Origin of the sequence: Streptomyces sp. Je 1-332 (genome assembly GCF_040730185.1) — a bacterium.
In the GTDB taxonomy this organism is placed as follows: Bacteria; Actinomycetota; Actinomycetes; order Streptomycetales; family Streptomycetaceae; genus Streptomyces.
On the sequence record NZ_CP160402.1, the window covers coordinates 2,410,178 to 2,425,006 of the forward strand.

At 71.9% G+C, this 14,829-nt stretch carries 11 protein-coding genes and 1 riboswitch; of the genes, 9 read left to right on the forward strand and 2 right to left on the reverse strand.

Features of this window, described 5'->3' with window-relative positions; translation table 11 throughout:
• Positions 1-84: 84 nt before the first annotated feature.
• From ABXJ52_RS11185 to ABXJ52_RS11215, 7 genes are all read left to right on the forward strand, one after another.
• Entirely contained in the window at positions 85-1,134 is a 1,050-nt protein-coding gene (locus tag ABXJ52_RS11185) for an MBL fold metallo-hydrolase (protein ID WP_367041445.1), read from the forward strand.
• A gap of 80 nt (positions 1,135-1,214) precedes the next feature.
• Positions 1,215-1,283, forward strand: a riboswitch (cobalamin riboswitch).
• 144 nt (positions 1,284-1,427) lie between these two features.
• The gene (locus ABXJ52_RS11190) at positions 1,428-2,645 is read left to right on the forward strand and encodes a prenyltransferase/squalene oxidase repeat-containing protein (RefSeq protein ID WP_367041447.1); all 1,218 of its coding nucleotides are present in this window, start codon (positions 1,428-1,430) and stop codon (positions 2,643-2,645) included.
• A complete protein-coding gene (locus ABXJ52_RS11195; RefSeq protein WP_367041449.1) occupies positions 2,642-3,316 on the forward strand; it encodes an SCO2322 family protein in 675 nt (224 codons plus the stop codon). The genes ABXJ52_RS11190 and ABXJ52_RS11195 overlap by 4 nt, the downstream gene beginning before the upstream one ends.
• Positions 3,317-3,331: 15 nt before the next feature.
• Positions 3,332-4,525 (forward strand): energy-coupling factor transporter transmembrane component T, encoded by a 1,194-nt coding sequence (locus tag ABXJ52_RS11200; protein WP_367041451.1) that lies wholly within the window; start codon positions 3,332-3,334, stop codon positions 4,523-4,525.
• Positions 4,522-6,207 carry an ATP-binding cassette domain-containing protein gene (locus ABXJ52_RS11205; protein ID WP_367041453.1) on the forward strand — a complete coding sequence of 562 codons (1,686 nt, stop codon included), beginning with the start codon at positions 4,522-4,524 and terminating at the stop codon, positions 6,205-6,207. Before ABXJ52_RS11200 ends, ABXJ52_RS11205 begins: the two co-directional genes overlap by 4 nt.
• Positions 6,204-7,037 (forward strand): ECF transporter S component, encoded by an 834-nt coding sequence (locus ABXJ52_RS11210; protein WP_367041455.1) that lies wholly within the window; start codon positions 6,204-6,206, stop codon positions 7,035-7,037. The genes ABXJ52_RS11205 and ABXJ52_RS11210 overlap by 4 nt, the downstream gene beginning before the upstream one ends.
• Positions 7,038-7,384: 347 nt before the next feature.
• The gene (locus ABXJ52_RS11215; protein ID WP_367048983.1) at positions 7,385-7,840 is read left to right on the forward strand and encodes a transglycosylase SLT domain-containing protein; all 456 of its coding nucleotides are present in this window, start codon (positions 7,385-7,387) and stop codon (positions 7,838-7,840) included.
• 113 nt (positions 7,841-7,953) lie between these two features.
• Here the strand turns inward: ABXJ52_RS11215 and ABXJ52_RS11220 are convergent, their stop codons facing one another.
• A complete protein-coding gene (locus tag ABXJ52_RS11220) occupies positions 7,954-9,123 on the reverse strand; it encodes a steroid 3-ketoacyl-CoA thiolase (protein WP_367041457.1) in 1,170 nt (389 codons plus the stop codon).
• Positions 9,124-9,386: 263 nt separating this feature from the next.
• Between ABXJ52_RS11220 and ABXJ52_RS11225 the strand changes: the two genes are divergently transcribed.
• Together ABXJ52_RS11225 and ABXJ52_RS11230 are read left to right on the forward strand one after the other, a co-directional pair.
• Positions 9,387-10,631, forward strand: a complete 1,245-nt coding sequence (locus ABXJ52_RS11225) for a cytochrome P450 (RefSeq protein ID WP_367041458.1) — start codon at positions 9,387-9,389, stop codon at positions 10,629-10,631.
• Between the two features lie 194 nt (positions 10,632-10,825).
• Positions 10,826-12,448 carry a hypothetical protein gene (locus tag ABXJ52_RS11230; RefSeq protein WP_367041460.1) on the forward strand — a complete coding sequence of 541 codons (1,623 nt, stop codon included), beginning with the start codon at positions 10,826-10,828 and terminating at the stop codon, positions 12,446-12,448.
• On the opposite strand, the gene ABXJ52_RS11235 is transcribed toward ABXJ52_RS11230, so the two are convergent.
• Entirely contained in the window at positions 12,402-14,465 is a 2,064-nt protein-coding gene (locus tag ABXJ52_RS11235) for a bifunctional glycosyltransferase 87/phosphatase PAP2 family protein (RefSeq protein ID WP_367041462.1), read from the reverse strand. The genes ABXJ52_RS11230 and ABXJ52_RS11235 overlap by 47 nt on opposite strands.
• Positions 14,466-14,829 lie beyond the last annotated feature (364 nt).

Consider the following 14,829-nt stretch of genomic DNA (forward strand, 5'->3'; position numbering starts at 1 on the left):
CTTGGGCGATCATTGGAACTAGTTCTAGTTATGCTGAAGGTGGCCGTGGTCGTGGCCGCGCAGCGACGAGAGATGAGGGCCCCGATGACGCAGGTGACCGATCCGCGGGTGACCGAGCACGGCGGGGGCGTATGGAGCATCAAGGTCCCGATCCCCGACAACCCCCTCGGCTTCACCCTCGTCCACCTCCTCGACACCGACGGTGGCCCGGTCCTCATCGACACGGGATGGGACGACCCCACATCCTGGGACGCCCTCGCCTCCGGCCTCGCCGCCTGCGGCACATCCGTCGAGGCGGTGCACGGCGTCGTCATCACCCACCACCACCCCGACCACCACGGCCTCTCCGCCAAGGTCCGCGAGGCGTCGGGCGCGTGGATCGCGATGCACGAGGCGGACGCGTCGGTCGTTCGCCGGACGCGCAGCGGGCCGCCCGCGCGCTGGTTCGACTACATGGTGGAGAAGCTGACGGCCGCGGGCGCCCCCGCCGAGCACATCGCCCCGCTCGTCACCGCCCGTGACGCGGGCCGCGCGCCCCGGCTGCCCGGGCTCGCCGCCGCGCTCCCCGACCGCGACATCACCCCCGGCGAGCTGCTCGAACTGCCGGGCCGCAGGCTCCGCGCGATCTGGACCCCCGGCCACACCCCGGGCCACGTCTGCCTGCACCTGGAGGAGGAACACCCGGCGCGACTCCCGGGCCACGGCCGCCTGTTCTCCGGCGACCATCTGCTCCCCGGGATCACCCCGCACATCGGCCTGTACGAGGACCCCGACGACGAGACGATCACCGATCCCCTCGGCGACTACCTCGACTCCCTGGAGCGCATCGGACGCCTGGGGGCCGCCGAGGTGCTTCCCGCCCACCAGTACGCGTTCACGGACGCCCCGGCCCGCGTGCGCGAGATCCTGGCCCACCACGAGGAGCGCCTCACCGACCTGCTCGCCCTCCTCGCCGAGCCCCTCACGCCCTGGCAGCTCGCCGAGCAGATGGAGTGGAACCGTCCCTGGGCCGAGATCCGCTACGGCTCGCGGAACATCGCGGTCTCCGAGGCCGAGGCCCATGTGCGGCGCCTGGTGAAGCTGGGACGTGCGGAGGCGGTGGGCAACGATCCGGTGCGCTACCGCGCGGTGTGACCTCCGGCCGGGGGCGGGCGCCCCGGGGCCCTTCCCCTACGGGCCGGTAGAGTGGCCCCGTCGTCATCATGCCCGTACGGGGGGAAGCCGGTGCGAATCCGGCGCTGACCCGCAGCCGTATACCGCATCCGCGGTGAGCCGGAATGCCCGGTACGGAGCGTGACCGGCTCGCGTCATCGGGACCTCCGATGGCCGGCACCGTCGAGGTATACGGAGCCGGAGCCGCCCGGTGCCCGTGCCCGCACGCGCCCGTGCTGCCCCGCTCCCCCGCAGGGAGAGGCACCCGCCGCATCATGAACGTTCGCCGCAGCGCAGCGGTCCTGGCCGCCGTCGCCGTGTTCGGTTCGGCCGCCGCCCCGGCCGCCTTCGCGGACACCGCGTCCCCGTCGCCCTCCGCCAAGCTGCCCTCCGGTCTGTACGGCGACGGCGACCCCAAGTTCGACGGGGTGTTCCGGCAGTCGTACGCCCTGCTCGCCCAGGACTCGGCCGGTGTGAAGCCCGCCGACAAGGCCGTCGACTGGCTCACCGGCCAGAGTTGCGCGAGCGGTGGTTACGCCGCGTACCGGGCCGACGCGGGGGAGCCGTGCGACTCCAAGACGACGTTCGACAGCAACGCCACCGCGGCCGCCGTGCAGGCGCTCGCCGCGCTCGGCGGCCAGAAGAAGGCGGTCGACAAGAGCGTCGGCTGGCTGAAGTCCGTGCAGAACCAGGACGGCGGCTGGGGCTACAGCCCCGGCATGAAATCCGACGCCAACTCCACCGGCATCGTCATCGGCGCGCTCACCGCCGCGGGCGAGAAGCCGGAGGGCGTGAAGGCCCAGAGCGGCAAGACGGCGTTCAACGCGCTGCCCGCCCTCGCCATGAGCTGTGACAAGGACGGCGGCGCCTTCGGCCTCGCCGACGTCAAGTCCGGCAAGCTCTCGCCGAACGCGGACGCCACCGCGGCAGGCGTCCTCGGCGCCCACGGCAAGGGCCTGGTCGTGGACGCGGCCAAGAAGAAGGAAGCCGCCCCGAAGTGCGCGAAGGCGGACACCGCCGAGCAGGCGGCGGCGAACGGCACCGGCTACCTCCTGAAGACCCTCGCCAAGGGTGACGACCACCTGATGTCGTCGATGCCCGGCGCCAAGAACATGCCCGACCTGGGCAACACCGCCGACTCCGTGCTCGCGCTCGCCGCGGCCGGCCAGCCGGAGCAGGCCGAGAAGTCGGCCCAGTGGCTGTCGAAGAACTCGGCGGACTGGGCCGAGAAGTCCGGCCCCGCCGCCTACGCCCAGCTGATCTTCGCCGCCCACGCCGCGGGCATGGACGCGCGCGACTTCGGCGGCACGGACCTGGTCAAGCAGCTGAACGCGCAGGGTCCTGCCCCGGAGGCGACGGAGAAGGCCGCCGACGAGAAGAAGGACAGCGACGACGGCGGTGTGAGCATCTGGTGGATCATCGGCGTCGGCATGGTCGCCGGCATCGGCATCGGCTTCCTGTACAGCGGCAACAGGAAGAAGCAGCAGCTGTGACGCGGGGTCGCGCGCGGCACGGGCGCCTGGTGATCGGGGCGCTCCTCGTCGCCCTGCTCGGTGTCCTCGCCGCCGCCCCCGCCCAGGCGGCCACCGGCTACCGCTACTGGTCCTTCTGGGACCGGGACGGCTCGACGTGGGCGTACGCCAGCCAGGGGCCGAGCACCGCCCGTCCCGACGACGGGGCCGTCCAGGGCTTCCGGTTCTCCGTGTCCGAGGACTCGAAGGACGCCGCGAAGCCGCGCGGCGCCGCGGACTTCGACACGATCTGCGCCAAGACCCCCGCCGAGGACGGCCGCAAGCGGATCGCCCTGGTCATCGACTTCGGCGCCCCCGGCGACGCCCCCGAGGGGGAGACCCCGCCGAAGCCCCGTACGGCCTGTGCGCGGATCGCGGACGACGCGACCAGCGCCGACGCGCTCGCCGCGGTCGCCAAGCCCCTGCGCTACGACAGCAACGCCCTGCTGTGCGCCATCGCCGACTACCCCAAGTCGGGCTGCGGGGAGCAGGTCTCGGGCAACGGCGAGTCGGGCGACGCGGAGAAGAAGCAGACCGCGAGCGACGAGAAGAGCGACTCCGGTGGACCCTCGGTCGGCCTGATCGCGGGCGTCGCCGTCATCGCCCTGCTCGGCGGGGCCGCCGTCTGGCAGGCACGCCGCCGACGCGGCTGACCGCGCGACGACACGATGACCGATCACACGAGCGCCGCTCCCGGTGCGCTGCGGCGGCGGCTGGCCCCCGAAGCGCACCGGAGCAACGCGCTGCACCCGGGCGCCTGGTGGGTGTGGGCGCTCGGGCTCGGCGTGGCGGCGTCCCGCACCACCAACCCCCTGCTGCTCGGTCTCCTGATCGGGGTAGCGGGCTATGTCGTCGCGGCGCGCAGGACGTCGGCGCCGTGGGCACGGTCGTACGGCGCGTTCGTGAAGCTCGGCCTCCTCGTGATCGCGATCCGGCTCGTCTTCGCCATCGTGCTCGGCTCCCCCATCCCCGGTTCACATGTCATCGTGACGCTCCCCGAAGTGCCGCTGCCCGACTGGGCGAAGGGTGTGCGGATCGGCGGCCGGGTGACGGCCGAGGGGCTGCTCTTCGCGCTCTACGACGGGGTACGCCTGGCCGGCCTCCTCATCTGCGTGGGCGCCGCCAACGCCCTCGCAAGCCCCGCACGGCTGCTCAAGTCGCTGCCGGGCGCGCTGTACGAGGTGGGGGTCGCCATCGTCGTGGCGATGACGTTCGCACCGAACCTGATCATGGATGTGCAGCGTCTGCGGGCCGCGCGGCGCCTTCGCGGGCGCGCGGACAAGGGCATCCGGGGGCTGCTCCAGGTCGGGCTGCCCGTCCTTGAGGGTGCGTTGGAGCGGTCGGTCGCCCTGGCCGCCGCGATGGACGCGCGCGGCTTCGGCCGCAGCGCGCCGGTGCCCGCCGGGGTGCGCAGGGTGACGGCGTTCCTGACGCTCGGCGGTCTGATGGGCGTCTGCGTGGGCACGTACGGTCTGCTCACGGCGGACGGCACGGCCTACGGCCTGCCTGTCCTCGCCGTCGGTCTCCTCGCCGCGCTCGCCGGGCTCCGCCTCGGCGGCCGGCGCTCCGTGCGCACCCGCTACCGCCCCGACCCGTGGGGCGTGCGCGCCTGGCTGGTCGCCGGGTCGGGGATCGCCGTGGCGGGCCTGATGATCTGGGCCGCCACGCACGACGCGTCCGCCCTGCACCCCGGGGTCGTCCCCCTGACGGCGCCGACGCTGCCGCTGTGGCCGGCCGCCGCCGTGCTCATCGGCCTGCTGCCCGCCTTCGTGGCGCCGGTGCCCGCCGATGCCGCCGCCTCCGCACGTCCTGCTCGCCCCGCACGTCCTGCTCGCCCCGCTCGCACCAAGGAGCCCTCATGATCCGCTTCGAGGATGTCTCCGTGACGTACGAAGGGGTCACGGGGCCCACCGTGCGCGGGGTCGATCTCGCCGTGCCCGAGGGTGAGTTGGTGCTCCTCGTCGGCCCTTCCGGGGTCGGCAAGTCGACGCTGCTCGGCACGGTGAGCGGCCTCGTGCCGCACTTCACCGGGGGCACGCTGCGGGGCCGTGTGACGGTGGCGGGGCGCGACACGCGTACGCACAAGCCGCGTGAACTCGCCGATGTCGTCGGCACGGTGGGCCAGGACCCCCTCTCGCACTTCGTGACGGACACCGTCGAGGACGAACTGGCCTACGGGATGGAGTCGCTCGGGCTCGCGCCCGACGTGATGCGCCGCCGGGTCGAGGAGACCCTGGACCTGCTCGGGCTCGCCGATCTGCGCGAGCGCCCCATCGCCACGCTCTCCGGCGGCCAGCAGCAGCGCGTCGCCATCGGCTCGGTGCTCACCCCGCACCCCGAGGTCCTCGTCCTCGACGAACCGACGTCGGCACTCGACCCGGCCGCCGCCGAGGAGGTGCTCGCCGTACTGCAGCGGCTCGTGCACGACCTGGGTACGACGGTCCTGATGGCCGAGCACCGCCTTGAGCGGGTCGTGCAGTACGCCGACCAGGTGCTGCTGCTCGCGGCGCCGGGCGAGCCGCCGGTGCTCGGGGACCCCGCCTCGCTGATGGCCCGCTCCCCGGTCTACCCGCCGGTGGTCGGCCTCGGCCGCCTCGCGGGCTGGTCCCCGCTGCCGCTGACGGTGCGCGACGCGCGACGCAGGGCGGCAGGGCTGCGGGAGCGCCTGGCCGAGGTCGAGCCCCGGGAGCAGGTCGTGACCGTGCGCCCCGATGAGCGCCCCGCGACGCTCCTGGGCCGACTCCGTGAACGTACGAAGGGGAACGCACCCGAAGCGGCGGCCGCCGTGGTCTGCGCCCTGGCCGTACGGCGGGGCCGGGTGGAGGCACTGCGCCGCGTGGACCTCACCGTCTCCGCGGGCGAGACGGTGGCCCTGATGGGCCGCAACGGCGCCGGGAAGTCCACGCTCCTGTCCACCCTGGTGGGCCTGCTCGAACCGGCGTCGGGCTCGGTCCGCGTCGGCGGCGCGGTCCCGCACCGCACCGGGCCGCGCGAGCTGATCCGCCACGTGGGCCTGGTCCCCCAGGAACCCCGTGACCTCCTCTACGCGGACACGGTGGCCGCCGAGTGCGCGGCGGCCGACCACGACGCGGCGGCCCCCGAAGGCACCTGCCGCGCGCTGGTCACCGAGCTGCTCCCCGGCATCGCGGACGACACCCACCCCCGCGACCTCTCGGAGGGCCAGCGCCTCACCCTGGCCCTGGCGATCGTCCTGACGGCCCGCCCGCCGCTGCTCCTGCTCGACGAGCCGACCCGCGGCCTGGACTACGCGGCCAAGGCCCGTCTGGTCACACTCCTGCGCGGCCTCGCCGCCGAGGGGCACGCGATCGTCCTGGCCACGCACGACGTGGAACTGGCGGCGGAACTGGCCCACCGGGTGGCGATCCTCGCCGACGGGGAGATCGTCGCCGACGGCCCGACCCCGGAGATCGTGGTCGCGTCGCCGTCCTTCGCCCCGCAGACCACCAAGATCCTCGCCCCGCAGAAGTGGCTGACGGTCACGGAGGTCCGGGACGCCCTCGGCGCCGATGGCGGTACCCCGTGAGCGGCTCCTCCGCGGCCCGGCAGGCCCGTCCCATCCGCCTCGGCCCGCGCTCGATCGGCGCCCTCGCGCTCGTCAGCGCGGTCGGCGTCGTGGCCTTCGGGTGGCCGCTCATCGCGGGCGGTGAATCGGGGCTGAGCGCGCACGCCCAGGACGCGCCCTGGCTGTTCGCGGCGCTCCTTCCGCTCCTGCTCGCCGTCGTCGTGGCGACCATCGCGGACGTCGGGCTCGACGCGAAGGCCATCGCGATGCTCGGGGTGCTCGCCGCCGCGGGGGCCGCGCTGCGACCGCTGGGGGCGGGGACGGCCGGCATCGAGCCGATGTTCTTCCTCATGGTGCTCAGCGGACGTGTGCTCGGACCCGGCTTCGGGTTCGTGCTCGGCGCCGTGTCCATGTTCGCCTCCGCGCTGCTCACCGGGGGCGTCGGCCCGTGGATGCCGTTCCAGATGCTGTCCATGGGGTGGGTCTGCATGGGGGCGGGGCTGCTGCCAGGACCCGACCGCATCCGCGGCCGCGGCGAGCTGTGGCTGCTCGCCGCCTACGGGGCCGTCTCGTCCGTCCTGTACGGCACCGTCATGAATCTGCAGGGCTGGCCCTACCTCGGCGGCCTCGCGACCGGCGTCTCCTTCGTGCCCGGTGACCCCGTCGGCGACAACCTGGGCCGCTTCATCGCGTACTGCCTGGCGACCTCGCTGGGCTGGGACCTCCCCCGCGCCGTCGTCACCGTCCTGCTGAGCCTCGCCCTCGGGCCCGCCGTACTGAAGGCGCTGCGCCGGGCCACGCGCCGGGCCGCCTTCGAGGCCCAGGTCACGTTCGAGGGGCCGAAGGCGTAGGCGACCGCTGGCTCTGCGTCACCTGGAGGGTCCCTTCGCGGTGAGGCGGCCCACAGTACTTTCGTCCTCTACTACGGCGAGCCGTAGAAGTGGCCGACTGGCGCGTACGCGTCAAAATGCGCGCTGACCTGCGGATTGAGAGCCACGTCACACGAAGGACCTTTCGCACACATGCGACATCCACTAGTAAAAAGGGGCATTGCGGAGACGTGGCAGCCCTGTTTCTCTGGATCGAGTCGCACGGCGCCGCCGGCCGCAAGGTCCAGGGCGCCGACGCATTCCCCAAGCCACACCCCCGTGGCCTTCGGCGTGCCCGCGACACCATGTCCCCCACGGAAGGTCACGCTTTGTCCGCCGCGCTCCTGACTCGTATCGCCACCCCGAAGAAGGCCCTCACCGGTACCGCCGTGGCCGCCGCCGCGACCGGCATGCTGTTCATGGCGGGCCCGGCCCAGGCCGCCGCCCCCTCCGAGGCGAAGGCCGCCGCTCCGGCCGCCGCTCCCGCCGCGGCGCCTTCCTCGGCCAAGGCGATCGCGAAGAAGATGATCCCGGACCCGGCTCAGTACAAGGCGTTCAGCAAGATCGTGGAGCACGAGAGCGGCTGGAACCCCAAGGCCACGAACGCCTCCTCCGGCGCCTACGGCCTGGTCCAGGCCCTGCCCGCCTCGAAGATGGCGTCGGCGGGCTCGGACTGGAAGACCAACCCCGAGACCCAGATCAAGTGGGGCCTCGACTACATGAACGACCGCTACGGCAGCCCGACCGGCGCATGGGCCCACTGGCAGGCCAACGGCTCTTACTGAGCCGAACCCCCTCGCGGCGCACCGGAGATCACCGGCTCCGCCGAGTTCGTCCTCAAACGCCGGACAGGCTGGACATCCCAGCCCGTCCGGCGTTTTTCGGCGTCCGGAACGGCCTACAGCCGCTGAATGATCGTCCCCGTAGCGACAGCGCCCCCCGCGCACATCGTGATCAGCGCGAACTCCTTGTCCCGTCGCTCCAGCTCGTGCAGAGCCGTGGTGATGAGCCGCGCCCCGGTCGCCCCCACGGGGTGCCCCAGGGCGATCGCGCCGCCGTTCACGTTCACCTTCTCCAGGTCCTGCTCGAAGACCTGCGCCCAGCTGAGGACCACCGACGCGAACGCCTCGTTGATCTCCACGAGGTCGATGTCCTTCAGGGACATCCCCGCCTTGCCGAGCACCGCCCGCGTCGCGTCGATCGGCCCGTCGAGATGGTAGTGCGGGTCGGCGCCCACCAGCGCCTGCGCCACGATCCGCGCGCGCGGCCGCAGCTTCAGCGCGCGCGCCATCCGCTTCGACGCCCACATGATCGCCGCGGCGCCGTCCGAGATCTGCGAGGAGTTCCCCGCGGTGTGCACGGCGGTCGGCATCACCGGCTTGAGCCGCTCAAGGCCCTCCATCGTGGTGTCCCGCAGCCCTTCGTCCCGGTCGACGAGCCGCCACATGCCCTGCCCGGCGGCCTGCTCCTCCTCCGTCGTCGGGACCTGGACGGCGAACGTCTCGCGTTTGAAGCGCTCCTCGGCCCAGGCGGTGGCCGCGCGCTCCTGCGAGATGAGGCCGAGCGAGTCGACGTTCTCCCGCGTGAGGCCGCGGTTGCGGGCGATCCGCTCGGCCGCCTCGAACTGGTTGGGCAGGTCGACGTTCCACTCCTCGGGGAACGGCTTGCCGGGGCCGTGCTTGGAGCCCGACCCGAGCGGCACCCGTGACATCGCCTCGACGCCGCAGCTGATGCCCACGTCGATGACGCCGACCGCGACCATGTTGGCGACCATGTGGCTCGCCTGTTGCGAGGAGCCGCACTGACAGTCCACCGTCGTCGCGGCGGTCTCGTACGGAAGCCCCATCGTGAGCCAGGCCGTGCGCGCCGGGTTCATGGACTGCTCCCCGGCGTGGGTGACCGTGCCGCCCACGATCTGCTCGACGCAGTCGGCGTGGATGCCCGTGCGGCCGAGGAGCTCGCGGTAGGTCTCGCCGAGCAGATAGGCGGGGTGGAGATTGGCGAGCGCGCCGCCGCGCTTACCTATGGGGGTGCGTACGGCTTCGACGATGACAGGTTCCGCGGCCATGGGCGTCCTCTCCATCCACATCCCGCGTGAGTGTCCCGGCACCCACACGGAGAACTAGTACGCGTTCTAGTTCTGCAAGCAGTCTGCTGAGCGCGACCCCACCGCCGCAAGGGGCTTGCACGCACCTTGCGCACGACCCGCACGAAAGCCGTGCGGCCGCGGCCCTTGCCTCTTGTAGAACCCGTTACTACCTTGCGGGGCATCTCCTGATGGGCCGTCAGGAATGCTGCAGAGATGACAGACCTGAACTCCTGGAGTTGCCGATGCCCTGTCCAGCGCTGCCCGACGGGTTCGACTTCACCGACCCCGACCTGCTCCAAGAGCGCATACCCCTCCCGGAGTTCGCCCAGTTGCGGCAGACGGAACCGGTGCGCTGGATCACCCAGCCGCCCCGCATCTCCGGCTTCGACGACGCGGGCTACTGGGCCGTCACGCGGCACACGGACGTCAAGTACGTCTCCACGCACCCCGAGTTGTTCTCCTCCAACCTCAACACCGCGGTCATCCGCTTCAACGAGTCGATCAGCCGCGACCAGATCGAAGTACAGAAGATGATCATGCTCAACATGGACCCGCCCGAGCACACCCGGGTCCGCCAGATCGTGCAGCGCGGCTTCACACCCCGCGCCATCCGGTCCCTGGAGGACGCCCTGCGCGAGCGCGCGGGCTCGATCGTCGAGACGGCCCTGGCGAACGCCGCGGCCGACGGCTCCTTCGACTTCGTCACGAACGTCGCCGTGGAACTTCCCCTCCAGGCCATCGCCGAGCTCATCGGCGTACCCCAGGACGACCGGACGAAGATCTTCGACTGGTCGAACAAGATGGCCGCCTACGACGACCCGGAGTACGCGATCACCGAGGAGGTCGGCGCCGAGGCGGCGATGGAGATCGTCTCGTACGCGATGAATCTCGCCGCCGCCCGCAAGGAGTGCCCGGCCAAGGACATCGTGAGCCAGCTGGTGGCCGCCGAGGACGAAGGCAACCTCTCCTCCGACGAGTTCGGCTTCTTCGTCATCCTGCTCGCGGTGGCCGGCAACGAGACCACCCGCAATGCCATCACCCACGGCATGCACGCCTTCCTCACCCATCCGGAGCAGTGGGAGCTCTTCAAGCGCGAGCGTCCGCAGACCACCGCCGAGGAGATCGTGCGCTGGGCCACCCCCGTCGTCTCCTTCCAGCGCACCGCGACCCAGGACACCGAGATCGGCGAGGCGAAGATCAAGAAGGGCGACCGCGTCGGGATCTTCTACTCGTCGGCCAACAACGACCCCGACGTGTTCGACGAGCCGGAGAAGTTCGACATCACCCGCGACCCCAACCCCCACCTCGGGTTCGGCGGCGGAGGCCCGCACTTCTGCCTCGGCAAGTCGCTCGCGGTCCTGGAGATCAACCTCATCTTCAACGCGATCGCGGACGCGCTGCCCGATCTGCGTCTGGTCTCCGACCCCCGCAGGCTCCGCTCGGCATGGCTGAACGGGGTCAAGGAACTGCAGGTCAGCACGGACTGACCGGCGGCCAGGGAGGCAGGGGCGATTCCCCCCTACGCCCTGCCCCTGCCTCCCCCCTGGCGGCCTGCCCCCGCGTCCTGTCCGATCAAGGGGCAGATCCGGCCAGGCGCCGCCCGGAACCAACGTTTCTGTTGCGGGGCGCGTCTTGAGAAGCAAGCCTTGCTTCTCCAAGACTTCGAACGGAAACGGTTGCCGTGGTCTCCGCAGGTCTCCCCCTCGCGCCGTCGGGCAGCGCACCCAATGAGCGGAAGGCCTCCCTCCGCGCCTTCTGCCGGCGCAACCGCATTCCGCTCATCGCCACCCTTCCCACCCTTCCGCTGTACGCGGTGTGGGCGGCCTTCCTCGCCACCGGTGGCGGCGACCTGGCGGCGCAGTACGCGTGGGCGCGCTTCGCGTCCGAGCACGGGGCCTCCGCGTACGGCCTGTTCTGGTACGGCGGCATGCACACCGCCAACTACTCCCTGATCTCGCCCTACTTGATGGCCGCCGTGGGCGTGAAGACGGTGACGGTGGTGTCGGGCGTCGCCGGTGCCTGGCTGGTCGCCGCGCTCGTCGAACGCACCGGCATGCGGCGCCCGCTGTGGCCCGCCGTCCTCGCCTCCCTCGCGGTGTGGTGCAACGTCGCGTCGGGCCGCACGACCTTCGCGCTCGGCATCGCCTTCGGGTTCGCCGCCTGCCTGGTGCTCGTGCGGGAGCGGCGCGTGGCGGCGGCCGTGGCGTGCGCGACGCTCGCCACCATGTCCAGCCCGGTGGCGGGGCTCTTCCTCGTGGTGGCGGGCGCCGCCTATTTCCTCGTACGGGACTGGGGCCGGGCCGCCGCCCTGATCGTGCCGCCGGTGGTGGTCGTGGGCGCGACCACCGTGCTCTTCCCGTTCAACGGCGAGCACTTGATGCCCTTCGACCGGATCTTCCCGCCGGTGCTGTTCAGCCTGGCGCTCATCGCGGCGGCTCCGCGCGAGTGGCGCGTGCTGCGGTGGGGAGCGGGCGTGTACGCGGCGGGGACGGTCCTGACGTATCTCATCCCGTCCCCCATCGGCACGAACGTGGAGCGCCTGGCCGAGCTGCTCGCGCCCACCGCGCTGCTCGGCGCCCTGCTGATGCCCGCACTGTCGCGCGTACGCCGCGTCGTGCTCACCGTCGCGCTCGTGCTGTCCACGGCCTGGGTGACGCAGAAGACGGTGGCCGATCTGACGGTGTCCACGGCCGTGCCCAAGTGGGCCGCCGACACCCGCGGTGTGGTGCGGGAACTCGATCGGCTCGGCGCCGACCGGGGGCGCGTGGAGGTGGTCCCGGCCCGCAACCACCGCGAGGCGACGGCCCTGGCGCCGTACGTGAACATGGCGCGCGGCTGGAACCGTCAGCTCGACATCGAGCGCGGTCGCCTCTTCTACGACGGGTCGTTCTCGGCGACCACCTACCGGGCCTGGCTGGACAAGTGGGCGGTCGGCTATGTGGTGCTGCCGTCGGGCAAGCCGGACGGGTTCGCCGAGGACGAGGCGGCCTTGGTCGCCAGTGGCCCCACGTGGCTCGAACCGGTGTGGCGGGACGCGCACTGGCGGGTGTACCGGGTGAAGGACGCGGTGCCGATGGTGTCGAAGCCCGCGACCGTCGTGCGGTCCACCGACTCCGCCATGGTGGTGCGCGTCCCCTCCCGGGGGCCGGTGACGCTGCGCCTGGTGTACTCGCGGTGGCTCCGGGCGGAAGGAGCCTGCCTGCGACGGCAGGGCGAGTTCACCCGGCTCACGGTCTCCGCGCCGGGGACGTACGAGATCAGCTCGGGGTACGGTCCTTCGCCGAGTCCTTCGTCATGTCGATGACCGGCGGCCGTGCCCCCGTGGCCACCTTCAGGGCGCTGTCCACCCGGGGCCCCGCCAGGAGGTAGCCGAGGCCGAAGCCCGCGCCCACGACGGCCGCGCCGCCCACCGCGTCGAGGACCCAGTGGTTTCCGGTGGCGACGATCGCGGAGACCGTGAACAGCGGATGCAGCAGGCCGAGCGCCTTCATCCACAGCCTCGGCGCGAGGATCATGATCACCACGCCGCACCACAGCGACCAGCCGAAGTGCAGCGAGGGCATCGCCGCGTACTGGTTGGTGAGCGCGGTCAGCGTGCCGTAGTCGGGCTGGGTGAAGTCCTGCACGCCGTGCACCGTGTCGATGAAGCCGAGCTCGGGCATCAGGCGCGGCGGGGCCAGCGGGTAGAGCCAGAATCCGACGAGCGCGAGGACGGTCGCGAAGCCGAGCGCGGTGCGTGCCCAGCGGTAGTCGGCGGGGCGCCGGACGTACAGCACTCCGAGGACGGTCAGCGGCACCACGAAGTGGAACGACGTGTAGTAGAAGTTGAAGAACTCCTCCAGCCAGTTGACCTTCACCACCGCGTGGTTGACCCAGTGCTCGATGTCGATGTGCAGTAACCGCTCGATCGCGTGGACCTGTTCGCCGTGCTGCTCGGCGGTAGCTCGCCCTCCCGAGTTGGTGCCGCCCGTCGCGGCGAGCCGTGCCTGCTGGTAGGCGGAGTAGCCGACGCGGATCAGGAGCAGTTCGAGGAGGAGGTTCGGCCGGGTCGTGACCCGCCGCCAGAACGGGAGCAGGGGCACCCAACTCCAGCGCGCGGGCGCCGGTTTGGCGTAGTCGGTGGCGATGGGCTCTTGGTACCGCGGATCCGTGCGGGAGAGGAACGGCACCACCGTGGCGGCGGCGAGCGCGGCGATCAGCACGACGTTGTCGCGGACGGGCTCCACGACCGGCATGTTCGGCAGCATCATCTTCGCCGGGAGCGTCGACACGAGGACGACGGCCACCGGCCACATGTACCGGTCGGACTGCTTCCTGCCGGCCCGGCCGACCACCGCGAGCAGCACCCACAGGAGCTGGTGCTGCCAGGTCGCCGGAGACACGGCGACGGCTACGCAGCCGGTGATCGCGACGGCGAGCAGCAGCTGTCCGTCCTTGGCGAAGCGGACGGCGCGGCGCACGCCGAACCAGACGACGGTCGCGCCCAGGGCCACGAAGACGCCGATCTCCAGCGGCCCTTCGAGGCCGAACCGGAGCAGGGCGCCGTGCAGCGACTGGTTGGCGAGACCGGACGGGCTCGCGCCGAGGCCCGCGCCGGCCAGGTGATGGATCCAGTACGTCCACGAGTCGTGCGGCATCGCGGCCCAGGCGAGGGCGGTGACGGCGAGGAAGGTGGCGCCGGTGGACGCCGTGGCGCGCCTGCGGCCGGTGAACCAGAACAGGGCGGCGAAGAGCAGCAGGGTGGGCTGGAGCGCGGCCCCGATACCGACGAGGACGCCGCTGGCCCGCTCACCGCGCACCGCGAAGCAGCCGAGCAGGACGAGGAGTACGGGGATGATGCTGGTCTGGCCCAGGTGCAGGGTGTTGCGCACCGGGAGCGACAGCATCAGGAGGCAGATCGCGACGGGCGCGGCCAGCAGTGAGGTGCGCCGGGACACGGGCTGCGGCAGGGCGCGGGCGGCGACGAGGCCGAGCACCACGACGAGGATCAGCGTGCCGAACGTCCAGCCCCAGCCGAGTGCTTGCTCGGCCGCGCGCGAGAAGGGTTTGAGGACGAGTCCGGCGAAGGGGGTGCCGGTGAACTTGTCCGCGTCGTAGAAGGAACCGTTCACATGCAGGACGCCGTCCGGGCCGATCCAGGTCTCCAGGTCGGTGAGCCGCTCCCCTTTCGGCGTCCGTAGGACGACCGCCACCTGTCGTACCGCGAGTACGGCCGCGATCAGCCAGAGGGCGACGCGGAGCGCCCCGATCCGCGTCCTCGGCGTGTCGGGCGCCCCCGCCCCAAAGGCATTTCCCGGTCCTCCGTGCTCAACATTCGCCACGCGCCGTCGACCCTCCCGCCCCGCTCGTCTTCTCTGCTCGGTCCCAACGTCCGGTCGGCTCCGAGAGTTCTCCCGCGGCCCCGCGATACGCGCCCGGACCCGAGAGGCTCGCGCCCACGGATAAGACGCACGCCACCCCCATTTCACCTGGCAGCCATGCCGCTTTCTGCCGGCTTTCGAGCAGACTTCCCAACCAGCCCTTTTGTCCGGTTGACGACCTGATCTCCACGAGTCGTCCACTTCCCCTTCATGGAACGACGACCCGTACCCCGCCGGGCGGTTCCCCGCGGAAGCCGCGACATAGATCACAAGGACGTCTTCTCGCCACCTCCACAAGCGGAACCATTTGCCCTGGATAGCGGCG